Source organism: Mesorhizobium sp. M4A.F.Ca.ET.022.05.2.1 (assembly GCF_003998845.1).
Lineage (GTDB): Bacteria > Pseudomonadota > Alphaproteobacteria > Rhizobiales > Rhizobiaceae > Mesorhizobium.
Genome location: NZ_RZOJ01000172.1, coordinates 1 through 11,448, shown reverse-complemented (window position 1 = coordinate 11,448; position 11,448 = coordinate 1). Strand labels below are relative to the sequence as shown.

General features: G+C 59.6%; 10 protein-coding genes and 2 tRNA genes. 3 read left to right on the top strand and 9 right to left on the bottom strand.

The window, feature by feature from the left end; all coding sequences use genetic code 11:
• Positions 1-81: 81 nt before the first annotated feature.
• The 4 genes from EN745_RS19055 to EN745_RS19040 all read right to left on the bottom strand — a co-directional run bounded on the left by EN745_RS19055 (position 82) and on the right by EN745_RS19040 (position 5,071).
• Positions 82-1,110 (bottom strand): thioesterase domain-containing protein, encoded by a 1,029-nt coding sequence (locus tag EN745_RS19055; protein ID WP_245487768.1) that lies wholly within the window; start codon positions 1,108-1,110, stop codon positions 82-84.
• Between the two features lie 420 nt (positions 1,111-1,530).
• Positions 1,531-1,615, bottom strand: a tRNA-Asn gene (locus EN745_RS19050).
• Positions 1,616-1,967: 352 nt separating this feature from the next.
• A complete protein-coding gene (locus tag EN745_RS19045; protein WP_127400068.1) occupies positions 1,968-3,110 on the bottom strand; it encodes a GNAT family N-acetyltransferase in 1,143 nt (380 codons plus the stop codon).
• A 302-nt stretch (positions 3,111-3,412) separates the two neighbouring features.
• Positions 3,413-5,071, bottom strand: coding sequence for a polysaccharide biosynthesis/export family protein (locus EN745_RS19040; RefSeq protein WP_189347563.1), 1,659 nt, complete (start codon positions 5,069-5,071; stop codon positions 3,413-3,415).
• A gap of 553 nt (positions 5,072-5,624) precedes the next feature.
• On the opposite strand from EN745_RS19040, the gene EN745_RS19035 reads away from it, so the two are divergent.
• Positions 5,625-6,437 carry a response regulator transcription factor gene (locus EN745_RS19035; RefSeq protein WP_126055868.1) on the top strand — a complete coding sequence of 271 codons (813 nt, stop codon included), beginning with the start codon at positions 5,625-5,627 and terminating at the stop codon, positions 6,435-6,437.
• 564 nt (positions 6,438-7,001) lie between these two features.
• Positions 7,002-7,277: a hypothetical protein gene (locus tag EN745_RS19030; protein WP_189347470.1), complete on the top strand. Its 276-nt coding sequence runs from the start codon at positions 7,002-7,004 to the stop codon at positions 7,275-7,277.
• A gap of 142 nt (positions 7,278-7,419) precedes the next feature.
• On the opposite strand, the gene EN745_RS19025 is transcribed toward EN745_RS19030, so the two are convergent.
• Both EN745_RS19025 and EN745_RS19020 read right to left on the bottom strand, forming a co-directional pair.
• The gene (locus EN745_RS19025) at positions 7,420-8,178 is read right to left on the bottom strand and encodes a response regulator transcription factor (RefSeq protein ID WP_127407281.1); all 759 of its coding nucleotides are present in this window, start codon (positions 8,176-8,178) and stop codon (positions 7,420-7,422) included.
• Positions 8,179-8,402: 224 nt separating this feature from the next.
• Entirely contained in the window at positions 8,403-9,107 is a 705-nt protein-coding gene (locus tag EN745_RS19020; RefSeq protein WP_126055866.1) for a Crp/Fnr family transcriptional regulator, read from the bottom strand.
• Between the two features lie 407 nt (positions 9,108-9,514).
• Here EN745_RS19020 and EN745_RS36205 point away from each other — a divergent pair, with 407 nt between their 5' ends.
• Entirely contained in the window at positions 9,515-9,679 is a 165-nt protein-coding gene (locus tag EN745_RS36205; protein WP_189363088.1) for a hypothetical protein, read from the top strand.
• A gap of 113 nt (positions 9,680-9,792) precedes the next feature.
• On the opposite strand, the gene EN745_RS19015 is transcribed toward EN745_RS36205, so the two are convergent.
• The 3 genes from EN745_RS19015 to EN745_RS19005 all read right to left on the bottom strand — a co-directional run.
• A tRNA-Gln gene (locus EN745_RS19015) sits at positions 9,793-9,867 on the bottom strand.
• A gap of 177 nt (positions 9,868-10,044) precedes the next feature.
• Positions 10,045-10,389 (bottom strand): VOC family protein, encoded by a 345-nt coding sequence (locus EN745_RS19010; protein ID WP_126055864.1) that lies wholly within the window; start codon positions 10,387-10,389, stop codon positions 10,045-10,047.
• Between the two features lie 84 nt (positions 10,390-10,473).
• The coding region (locus tag EN745_RS19005) for a glycosyltransferase (RefSeq protein WP_127422001.1) at positions 10,474-11,448 on the bottom strand (975 nt) is incomplete at its 5' end.

Sequence of the window (11,448 nt, the reverse complement as noted above, 5' to 3'; positions counted from 1 at the left end):
GGGAAGCGCTACGCCCTCCGCCGCGACAGGTAGGACTTCATTCATGAGATACGCTCCCCATTGCAGAAATCAAAAAATCAATCACCTCAATCGTTCAGCTTGCCCGGTTGCTTGGCGATAAAGCTCTGCGATGGCAGGTGCGTCCGGTTCCTCCAGCATAAGGGTATCGTTGCAGTCCTCGGGCCCGAAATAGAACTCGGCATGGGGCACCACTCGAAGCCATCGGCGCGGTGCTGCACCCGATCGCATCCAGGCCTTGTTCGGAAGGAATATACAAACTCGGCCCGAATACGGCGTGGGAACGTACCGCCGCAAAGCCGTGATCGCCGTGGATTTGAGTCGAACTCTGCTCGCCAGCACCGGATCCGTCGGGACCGGCTCATTGCTCTTGCGAATGGGGGTCACGAGGGTGCGGACGCGCTCGCCGAGATTGCGGAGGCGACTGCCGAAAAATCGGAGACGGGCGCCGAATGTCGGCAGCTTGGCTGCCTCTCGCAGGAACGAATCGGCGCTACGCTTGGCAAGGAAAAAGAGCAGACGCGGCGATTCCCCATAGGTGGTGGGGTGAAGCGGGCCAAAGAGCGCCGTGCATGGGATCTCCGCTCCGCGTTGGCGCAGGATTTTCGCCAGCTCGAGAGCGGTTGCAGCGCCGGAGCAGTAACCGGCGATGATGTACGGACCGGTGGGCTGATATTCTAAGATCTGGCGGGCGAAATATTCGGCGATGTCTTCGACGCAGTCCATCGGCTCGCTTTGCCCATCGAAGCCAGGCGGCTGGAGTGTGTAAAACGGTTGATCGCCGCCCAGGTGCTTAGACAGGTCCGAGAATGAGAAGGGCGCCCCGATATGCCCGGGGACGGCGTAAATGGGCGTGCGTGTTCCGCGAGCTTGCAGGGGAATGATTGCAGACTGTTGCCGGGCCGCCACCGCGGCCATAGTCAGAAACGCGATGATTTCGCCCTTCCGGTCCCGCAACTGTTCGGTAGACTCCGCCGTCAGAGTGCCTGCGGGGGCATTGCACCGCAGCCGGTCGCCCTCCACCCAGACCTTGATGTCTTTGACCGCGAGGTCCGCGAGAAGCTCCGGGATCTGCATCACGTCCGCCGACATTGGGCCTCCCGACATGCGAGTGAAGCGCTGTCCCGTGCCTTGCGTGCCCTCGTTTATCCGCAGTGCATCGTAAGCGAATGATGGCATCGCGGGCACTTCAATTCCGGACTACCAATTCCGGACTACCACCGCCTAAGCCCCACCCCAAGGCCTTGGAGATAGCCTCCAGCCGGGTCAAGCGCCGGAGGAAGCCCTGCCAGCCAATCTTCCGGACCACGGGCGGTGTAGGACCCATACTCGGAGGCGGAAAAGCAGAGCGCTGCGATCTCGTCCGCTTCGGGCACAGGGAGAACGCTCACCCCCGACCTCCTGCCTGGTAGAGGGCGACGACGGCGACCTCTCCGGATCGTGAGGCACTGAAGCGCAAATCGCGAGCAGCTACCTGGGCCGAAAGGGTCCTTGCTCAACGACCTGAAATGGTGGCTCCAGCGGTAGGAGTCGAACCTACAAGCCTCTCGGCGCCGCATCAACAGTGCGGTGCGTCTACCAATTCCGCCACGCTGAAACATTTATCTGAGAGCCCGCCGCGCGAACTGGTGCTTTGATCCCGAGTTGAACGGGAGACGCACTCTGCTTCAGACAGCCGCTCTGAGGGCGAGCTATACAGAGCAAACATGGATGCCAAGGCAGGCCCGGAACCTACAAATCCTTCCCTTTCAGAGCGGGCTGCGCCCGGTCCGCGCAGGGTCGCTGCTAGTGACCGCCCGTGGGGTTCGGCACCGACAATGGTCGAGTCGCACGATCCCGACAAACAGCACCCCCTGTTGGTCCTCGCCTGCCCAAGAGCTGGATCCGCGAACCGATTGTCCAAGAAACCTGCCTCCAATCAGACTGGCCGCCCTGCTTGGGTCGACCCGTCAAGCCACGGCCTCTCTCATATTCGTAGCAATGGTCCCTAGCACCCGCTTGGCACCGCGCAGCTTTGCCTCGATGCGGCGCTCCGGACCGTCTCTGCCTATTGCGATCCACTTCATGGGATGCTCGGCATTGGCCAGATGGGACTTGTGCCCGGAGAACCCAGCCAGAAAATCGTAGCCGCACTCGCCACGCCCGATGCTGTCCTCAATTGCCAGAACATGGCTGACAAGCCCGGGCTTGAGCCGGCCGTCGCGCTCATAGAGAAAGCCGCTTTGATAGTTGTAGACACGGCCGTCATGCACGAAATTGTAGAGGATTCCGATTGTCTGCTCTCCAGCCAACGTCCGTGAGATGCGGACCGTCCCGGCGGGAACTCCGAGTGAGATGAGCTCCTCGTGAAATCGACGGAAGCTCGGATTGGCAAAGGCTCCCTTGCGTCCCCACCGCGCCTGATGAAGCTCGGCGAGCAAATTAAATGCGGCGAGCGCCTCCGATGTCACTTCCATAGTCCGGAACGCAATGGGGCCGCGTTCAGCATATAGCCGCATGGCACGGCTTACCGTCTGCCGAGTGTTGCGGCCCAAGGTGGCGCGGAAATTTCCGCCTTTCTGGCGGACTTTAGCGAAATCAATCCACCGCGCCGTATCGTCCGCTCTCACATCGGTAAGGAGTCCAGCCCGGCCTGCGGTGCGACAAGCGGCCAACTCAAAGTCCGGATCAATACCGGAGAGCACCAACTGGTCAGAGTAGCGCAAGTGATGCGCTAAGGCCTCGAGGCATGCCACTCTGGTGGCATCGGCCAAGGATCGCTCCGCAAGTATGTTGTTGTACTCGATGAACAGTCGATCGAAACGAGCATCTCCGGTTTCATTGAGTAGCCAGCGCGCCCGCGCATGCAGCCCGAAACTCCAGGCCCTTCGCCGGCAAACAATCGCCAACCCAACGATTCTGCTTGACGTCCGGGCGACCAGAACATGTGGTTGCGCGCCCCCCGGCAGATGCCGCAGCCAGGTTCCGATCCAGAGCCAGGACAGATAGAATGAGTAAGTTGCTCGGGCTTCGAGCTCCTTCCAAATGGTCTCAAGTCTCGCGATGTCGGGCAAGGCCTCCACGGTAACGTCGATAACCGTATCCTGGCGCATGGCTTGTCCTACTGAAGGCACACGATAGGGTTCTGCACCGATGACTGAGACATCAAGAACTCCTGTCCTCGACGCGCGCTGCTGTTCAGCCAGGGAGCGCTCGGGGTTTGCCCTGTTTGGCCTATTTGGAGAAGTCTCGTATCGCCGGCGCGGGAAGTGAAGACCCTATTCCTGACTACCCATGGCGGGCAGTCCATGCCGATATTTGAAACTCAGCTGAGGCGGACCTGCTCGTTCATGAAACGGTTCAAGCTGTCGGCGAGTGGTCGTTTGGCGCTTCCCACTCGTTTCCTTGCAGGGCATCAATTCGGACCGATCCTCTCCTCCGCCACTTCGCTGCCAAGCCCTGCATCGTTGGCTGTGGACGCCGTCGGCGACGAGGTCGGGACCGGCGAGCCGCCCAGCTCTCTTGGCTCGCCGTCGCCCACGATAATGTTGACGAGGTCGCCCGGCTGCAGCAGGGTCATTCCGAGGGACTCGATGCTGACCGGTCCGGCTGCCGATTGCCGCACGATTTGATAGGTTACGCTGTTCGCGTCCTTCACAGACTGGGCGCGGGTCATCGGCAGCGTGTCCAGGACGCCTTCGCTGGCGTTCAACTCGCGCATATTGGCCGCGATCTGGGTCTCGGTGGACTCGATCTCGACCTCCAGATCGTTCATGAGGTCGGCCCGGATCTGCAACGACTCTGCCTCTAGCGAAGCGAGGCGCTGCTTGGCCATGGCGTACTGGTTGAGGGCATCCTTCCGACGCTGTTCCGCGTCGGACAACTCGCTCCGGACCTGATCCATCACCGTCATGCTGAGAACGTTGCGGTCCACGAGCGTGCGCATGCTGTTGACGCGCTCCTGGCGCAGCTTGATGAGCTCGTCGAGCGAGTCCATGCGCCCATACGCGGCAACATCCTGCCTGGCCGCCTCCAGTGCACGCACAATCGTGCGCTCGCGATCTTTGCGGGCCGTTGCGACGGCCTTGCGCCGGTCGCTCTGCTCGCTGATGAGGTTGGCGGCTTCCGTCGCGCCGGCCAACTCCAGCAGCTGGCGTGGAATCTTGGGCGCCGTACCGTCGCGCTCGGCTCTCAGCACCGCCACGCGAGCGAGCAACTTCAACATTGCATCGATCGCCCCGCTACGCTTCTGGCTTTCGCGCACGGCTTCGATCTTCTGCCACGGCTCGCCCTGGCCCTGGTCGAGTCCGCCGGCCAGCGCGATGGCATGCAGGATCGTCATGCCGGGCGCGTACTTGAACGAGCCTGGATTCTTGACTGGCCCCAGCACATAAATGGGCGGTCGCTCCAGCGACAGGATGTTGACAAGCCCCTTGCGGCCCAGCAATTGTTCGAAGGTTTCCGCCAGGTCGGCCTGTACCTGTTGCGTCGACCGGTTGGCGACCGGAATGAAGCCAAGCAAGGGCACGGAAATCGTGCCGTCTTCTTGGACCATGTACTCGCCGCTCAGTTCCGGACGCTGCAGGATGCCGCGCAGGGCTGAGGCTGAGGACGCGCCCCCCCATTTGTCTTCCTCGACCTCGACGCGCTCGTAGAACACGACCCTGATACGGTCGCCGACGCCGAACAGGCTTCCGGTTTCTGGCGCCGTGCCGAGGGTTTTGGGGCGCCCGGCACTGGTGGGGACGGCAGGGATGACGCTCCCTTCGACCAACGTCACGGCCGGCGCATCCGGTCCCTTGCCGAGGGTTTTGGGGCGCTCGGCAATGGCGGGGACGGCAGGGACGACGCTCGCCTCGACCAAGGTCGCGGCCGACGCATCCGGTCCCGACACGATCGCGCGGGAGGGTTCGGCCCTGGCTTGAACCGGTTGATCCTGCCAACTATCGATAGCAGCAGACACCTTCTGCACCACGGCTTCGGAGATATCCTCGACCTTCTGCACCGCGGCTCCGGAGATATCCTCGACCTTCTGCACCGCGGCTCCGGAGATATCCTCGAGCTTCTGCGCCACGGCCCTGGAAACAACCCCGATGGTCTCTCGGTTGAGGGGCTCCAAGTTTCTGACCGCGGCCCCTCCCAGGACGGCGACACCGGAGAGTCCAAAGACCAGCAGGATGGCCCTTATTCCCCTGATCCGTCGGCCGCCGGCCCGTGACGAGGGAGTGACGGGCTCGGAATTGTGTTCTGTGGCCATGGCGTGTGGCTTTCACCTTCAATGGTGACGATGCCGCCCCGAACTGGTCGAGCACGGGTCGACGGGCAAGACTCTTCCTCATCGTGACCCTTCACCGCCTGCGGCACAACTATCCCTTTGTGGGCACTCCTTCCGGATAAGGCACCGACTTGGACGAACTCGTCCAATGCGCTGCGCTGCGGAAGAATGCAGGCCCGCCGCCTGCATCATACCTTCCCCAAGGCCAACAGGTTTGAGAAATCCCGATGGTCCCGAGACGCTGCCCCTACGCCTAAAGAGGGTATTTGGGTGTAGGGTTTTCCTAGCGTAACCTTAAAAGATATGCGGTTGGCGCCCCGAGCGCCTTACCGGGCGCGTTGGGGAGGCTACGATGACAAAACAATCTTTCATGACGGTGCTTGTCGGGCCGAGCGAGTTACTCCGAGAAGGCCTTAGTCGAATCTTGGATACAGCAAAGTTTCGTATTCTTTTCTCTGCGGCTTGTGTTCACGATCTTCTGCAGAAGCCGCTACCCCAGCACCGACCGATCTTGCTGATCCTGGATGTCGGCGGTACTGATGCAGATGCTGAATTCGCACAAATTGCCGACTTTAAAGCGATTTGTTCGAACAGCCACGTCGTTGTGCTGGCCGATCACTGTCGATCGAGCGATATAGTTTCGGCCTTTCGTGCAGGAGCTGACGCATATTTATCAAAAGTCGCTCCTTCCGATACGTTCATCAAAGCTCTCGAGTTGGTTATGCTCGGGCAGACGGTGTTACCTGTGGAGCCTTCGACATTTATTCAGGACATAAGGCATGATCTTAAATATGACGCGGTGACGGATGATGTGACAGTCGCAGCTGCTAAAATGGAGAATGTCGACAGAGACCTGTCAATTTTGTCGGACAGGGAAAAATGTATTCTACGTTGCTTGATCAAAGGGGATTCTAACAAAACCATCGCGCGCGAGATTAGAATCGCCGAAGCTACGGTGAAGGTCCACGTCAAGGCGATCCTTCGAAAGATTCGGGTTCGTAATCGTACGCAGGCTGCTGTTTGGGCGATGAATCATGGTGTGCTCACCCCCGCGACTGGCCCGTCAGGGAACGAAAAGATGGCAACTCAGCCCTCTCATTTTCCGCAAGATCTGTTTGAAGCACGGAAGGGGTACCACTTTCTCGAGAACGCTCATCCGATTTGACCGCTTATTCGGGGCTGATGCATTCGCTCGCCTCGATGCGAAGCTCCGCGATGAAAACGCGTAGGTTCAAATCACCCCGGCGACGGTAGCAAAGAGCTGCCGTGGAGACGTATCGCCATGGGCGCGTGACGATGTAAAGAACCCAGACGAGATGTAACCCACTCTAGGTTCGATGCCCGGGAGGACCACTGGAGGGTCTTCGCTTACCTGCCCGCTTGTGGCCGATGTATCGGATGGCAAAATCGACTTCTTTCCACGACCGCTTCGGCACGCAACGCCGTAAGATCTTGTTCGACCGGGAGGCACTCGCGAGACTTGCGAGGTGCCCGGAATGGAATGCATGGCACCCCAACCATTTGGCCGAGGCTCCCGCGCTTGGGAAGGTCAAAATTCCATGGCAATTGCACATTCCAGTGCAAAAAAAGGACGGTGGATCATGCGGTGAAAGAGCTTGACTCGCCGGCGATCTGCTAACAGATTCGTGCGTGTCGTTATGCGGGACGTTTACAGGAAACAGACAAAGAGCTTTTTGCTATCCATTTGAAGTTGAGGGGATTTATCAAGGTGAGCAAAGCATCGATTGCTCCTGGATTTTCGCTCAACGAAGCTCGAATCGGAACGGTCGAGGGTGGAGAGCTGGGGCTCCTGGTCTGGAAATTCGACCAACTGGTTGCAGTCCTGACTCGGATCGACGAGGAAGCCTACTCCACGAAGGGCAAATGGTTCCTCGAGACGGGGTTCGGGTTGCTGAGCGGGCAGCACAAGAATTTCGATACGATTGAGGACGCCGTGAGTTGGGTAGGCAGATATACCTTCCCCGACTCTGCCCACTCTGATTGATCGGCGGCTGTTAATCCAAATCCCGGTTGGCTTTCGGAAAGGAAGCCGGTCGCTTCCTTTCTTGCGCGGTCGCCCTCGAACCCGCGCCGAAGCGAGGCTGGCACCTCCGATGCCATTCACCGCAACGGAGGTCCCGCGAAACTTACTTGGGATCACTTTCAGCGAGTGTTCGTTCCGCGAAGAGATCCTTGACCTTGCAGGCGACCTCGGTGCGGTTGGCCGCCTTCAGCTTCTTCATGATATTTCGGATGTGGACCTTCACGGTGCTTTCGCGCAGGTTCAGCTCGTAGGCGATGATCTTGTTCGCCTTGCCGTGCAGGAGCGCTTGCGCGACCTCGGCCTGCCTGAGCGTGAACAATCCCGCCAAGGGTTGCCTGTCGCAACTGCCTGGATCTATCAGATGCCGCATTGATAGGACGCTGCTCGCCGGGACGAAGATACCTCCAACTGCCGCGAGGTTGATTGCCTCGACGCAGACGTCGATCCCTACCGAAGTCGGAATGTAGCCGCGTGCGCCGCATTCGAGAGCCGTCAGTATCTGTGCAAGGTCTTCGTTGTCGGCCAGGATAACGACGGGGATTGATTTGAACTCGGATGAGATATGCCTGATCTCGTCTGCTACGCCATGATCGGTCGCCTTCCGGCCGCCAAGATTGAAGAGTATGGCGACAAGGGGAGGGAACGAACTCTTCTTCACGCGCCATTGATCGATCGAACCCATTGCGGCGACCACCATGCCGAGTTCGTGGTCAACGAGGGCCGATGCGAGACATTCGCGGTCCAAAGCTCTACCATCTAGGATAAGGAGGCATTCCTTACGATGGACATTTTCGGTTCCGCTTGATCGAACTCCTGATTGATTGGCCGAGGTGTAATTGTGCAGTCCAGTTACGCCACCCATACTACCCACCCTTTCCCAACACTGGCAGCCTTGCGGCCAACATAACTCCTTGTGAAAGTTGGAGACTTGATTGCAGCAGCTAGGCGCCTTCCTCGCTTCCCCACAGCGAGAACGGCTCGGGCAGTTTATAGCCTATTTATGAGCGGTCTCTAACATAAGTTAATTTTCGGTAAATTTCGCGTCCGGAAAGCCGTCGCCCGGCACCGGACACCGGAGGGCAACTTCTACCTGAGGTACTCCTTGTCGAATCCGGCCGTCTCGACCAGCTTCTTGCGATTGATCACCTCTACGTGGCCTGCCTTGAAAGAGACGAGATCGGCCTTGCGAAGTTCCCTCAACGTCCGGTTGACGTGGACGGTGGTCATTCCGAGGATGTCCGCCAGTTCGTGCTGGGCAAGGGGACACTCATATCTTCCATGGTCCGACAGGCCAACTTTCGAGAGCCTCTCCTCCAACTCGAGCAGGAAATGGGCGGTGCGGCTCATCGCGTTCCGTCGTCCGACATTCACGAGATGTTCGGCAAGGATGGCGTTCAGCCGGGCCAGGGCGCAGGCGATCTTGTTCCCGAAGCGACCTTCCGACAGGGCGGCATCGACCAATGCTTTCCTGGAAATTTCATAGACAGCTAGTTCGGTTATGGACGCCAATGACGCGAAACGGGGTCCGTCCACGAAGTGGAAACCGACAATGTCCCCCCAGAGAGGAGTGTCGATGATCTGCCGCTCTCCATCCAGCAGCTCGCGGTAAAGGATGGCCCAACCTGATTTTAGGATGAATACCGTGTCGTCGGTGTCATCCTGGCGGCATATCACCGAATGGGGTTTGTAGATTTTCGCGGAAACACCGAAGGAATCGTTGTTTCCCCAGCCGTTCTTCGACAACGTCCCCCCTACGGGATGCGAGCGCATGAACTGCAACAGCGTTTGCATGAAGCTTCGCGTGTTTGCCCCAAATTACCGCGCAACCTACAATAGCCGCTCGCGGAAAGCCAGTTGTACGCTGCTTATTCCTTGATCGGCCTCCTCTTTGAATGACGGACCAGATGCTTACGCACTGCCAGAAGTGCCGCAGCCTGTTAGCCAATGTTGAAAAGTGCGGAGCCCTCTTCGGCACACAACATTCTGACCCGGCCGCTGATACTGACGCAATAGCGATTCAACCAACGCTGCTTTCTTGGCTCATTTTTGGCCGAAGCTTGCTCGACGTCGATCGGCCCGACCGCAGCTTGCCGGCAATGGCAGAAGACCTCCCGTGATGGTCCAGGCGCTGATCAGGAAGTTATCGATGGCGCGTTCTACGACCGTATTTCAGCTTGTGGCGGTTCGAACAGACGCGCTTGCTCCGCGAGATCGAACGGCATGGCGAGGCCGAGGAATCATACACGGAGGATGGAATGCGCCTGCTGGCGCTGGCGCGCAATACCCGGCAACTGTTCGCCCGGCAGGCTCCTCGCGAGAAGAAGCGGCTTCTAAGCTTGGTACCTGTCGAACTGCGCGTGTGACGAAGGGAAGTTCGCGCGGTGTTCCGACAACCATCTGATTTGCTTACGGAAACAACTGCAACGCTTCGACCGGGAAAGCCAAAGGAGCCAAATTGTCAACAGAGCATCCTGTTTGGCTGGGGCGCCAGGATTCGAACCTGGGAATGTCGGTACCAAAAACCGATGCCTTACCACTTGGCGACGCCCCAACAGCCGCAACGTGCCCGCTGAGCGCGGCCTTATAGGACGAGCCGCCGCAAAGCTCAATGCTTGGACGGGCTGCGTCCAAGGTAATCTTGCCGCATGTTTCCCGCCACGGACCGTCGCGCGTTTGGGGGCATGAGTGTCGTACGCGACGCTTGGATTGAAAAGCCGCGGGTTGCGGTCTACTCGCCCCAGACCGCCAGCTCGTTGCCCGCCGGATCCGCGAAATGGAAGCGCCGCCCTCCAGGAAACGGGAGGATCGGCTTGACGATGGTGCCGCCGGCATTCTCAACCGCGGCAAGCGTTTCCTCCAGCGCGTGCGAATAAAGCACCGGCAGCGGTTTGGCGGCGGCTTCGCCGGCATCGGCCTGGAAACCGCCGTCAATTCCTTCGGCAAAGGCCGAATAGGTCGGCCCATAGTCGGTGAACGACCAGCCGAGGGCGGCGCTGTAGAAGGCTTTCACGCTGTCCAGCGTGCCGCCGGTTGCCGGCAGTTCCAGATAGTCGAGCTTCCCGGTCAGTTTCATGACGCAACTCCCCAAAATGTTCTCGTTATGTTCTATATCGACGGACATCGACCCGCAAGCCCCTCTAGAGAAACCGCCTTCAGCTCAGCCTTTGCGGCCGCCGAGCTGACGGTAGAGCTCGGCGTAGGATTTCCCCATCCTGTCGGCAGTGAAGAGGCGCACGTACCGGTCGCGCGCGGCTCGTCCCCAACTCGCCGCCTCCGTCGGCGAGGCAATCAGCCGGTTTATCGCCTCGGCAAGCCCGGCCGGATCTGAAGGCGGCACGACGAGCCCGGTTGTGCCGGCCTCATTGACGTAGCTCGTGCCCGTTCCGATTTCGCACGAGACCATCGGCTTGCCGCGCATCGCCGCCTCGACCAGCGAAAGCCCGTAGGCCTCCGACCTCTGGTTCGAAGGAAAGACGAAGCCAAGGCAATTGTTGAGCAGCGCCATCTTGCGCGGCTCGCTCACTTCGCCAAGGAAGATCACGTTGTCGCGGCGCAGCGTTTCGGCCTGCAGCCTGAGCTCCGCTTCAATGGGCCCCGAGCCGGCTATGACGATCTTGCAACGGACTTGGCCGGCGGCCTCGATCAGGACATCCAGTCCCTTGTAGTAACGCAGGACGCCGACGAACAGCACGAACGGCCCCGGAATTGTCGACCGGCACCAATCATTGTCGGCATCGGTAGGGGAGGGGTAGGCGCCTTCGTCGATGCCGATGGGAATGACCTTCGTCTTGGCTCTGAATGCCGCAAGAATGGGGCTCGATCGCAGGTAGTCCGGGGATGTCGCCACGATGGCGTCGACATCGCCCAGGAAGCGCATCATCAAAGGCCGGTAGAAAGGCAGGATGAGTCGCTGCTTGACGATATCGGAATGGTAGGTGACGAGCGCCGGCTTGCCGTGGCGGGACTGAAAATGCACCACGTCCATGAGCGGCCATGGAAAGTGATAGTGGATCAGGTCGGCCTTGGCCGACAGAGCCCGGAACTTGCGGAAAACCTCGCGCGAGAATCCCGTCGACGCCAGCTCGAAATCCAGCTTCGCCTTTGTGGTCATATGTTCGTCCAGGGGGCGCGT

What these genes read in the sequence shown, in the direction of transcription:
- EN745_RS19055 (WP_245487768.1), bottom strand. Translation starts at nt 1,110, where the DNA reads ATGTCGGCGGACGTGATGCAGATCCCGGAGCTTCTCGCGGACCTCGCG.
- EN745_RS19045 (WP_127400068.1), bottom strand. Translation starts at nt 3,110, where the DNA reads ATGCGCCAGGATACGGTTATCGACGTTACCGTGGAGGCCTTGCCCGAC.
- EN745_RS19035 (WP_126055868.1), top strand. Translation starts at nt 5,625, where the DNA reads ATGACAAAACAATCTTTCATGACGGTGCTTGTCGGGCCGAGCGAGTTA.
- EN745_RS19025 (WP_127407281.1), bottom strand. Translation starts at nt 8,178, where the DNA reads ATGGGTGGCGTAACTGGACTGCACAATTACACCTCGGCCAATCAATCA.
- EN745_RS19020 (WP_126055866.1), bottom strand. Translation starts at nt 9,107, where the DNA reads ATGCAAACGCTGTTGCAGTTCATGCGCTCGCATCCCGTAGGGGGGACG.
- EN745_RS19010 (WP_126055864.1), bottom strand. Translation starts at nt 10,389, where the DNA reads ATGAAACTGACCGGGAAGCTCGACTATCTGGAACTGCCGGCAACCGGC.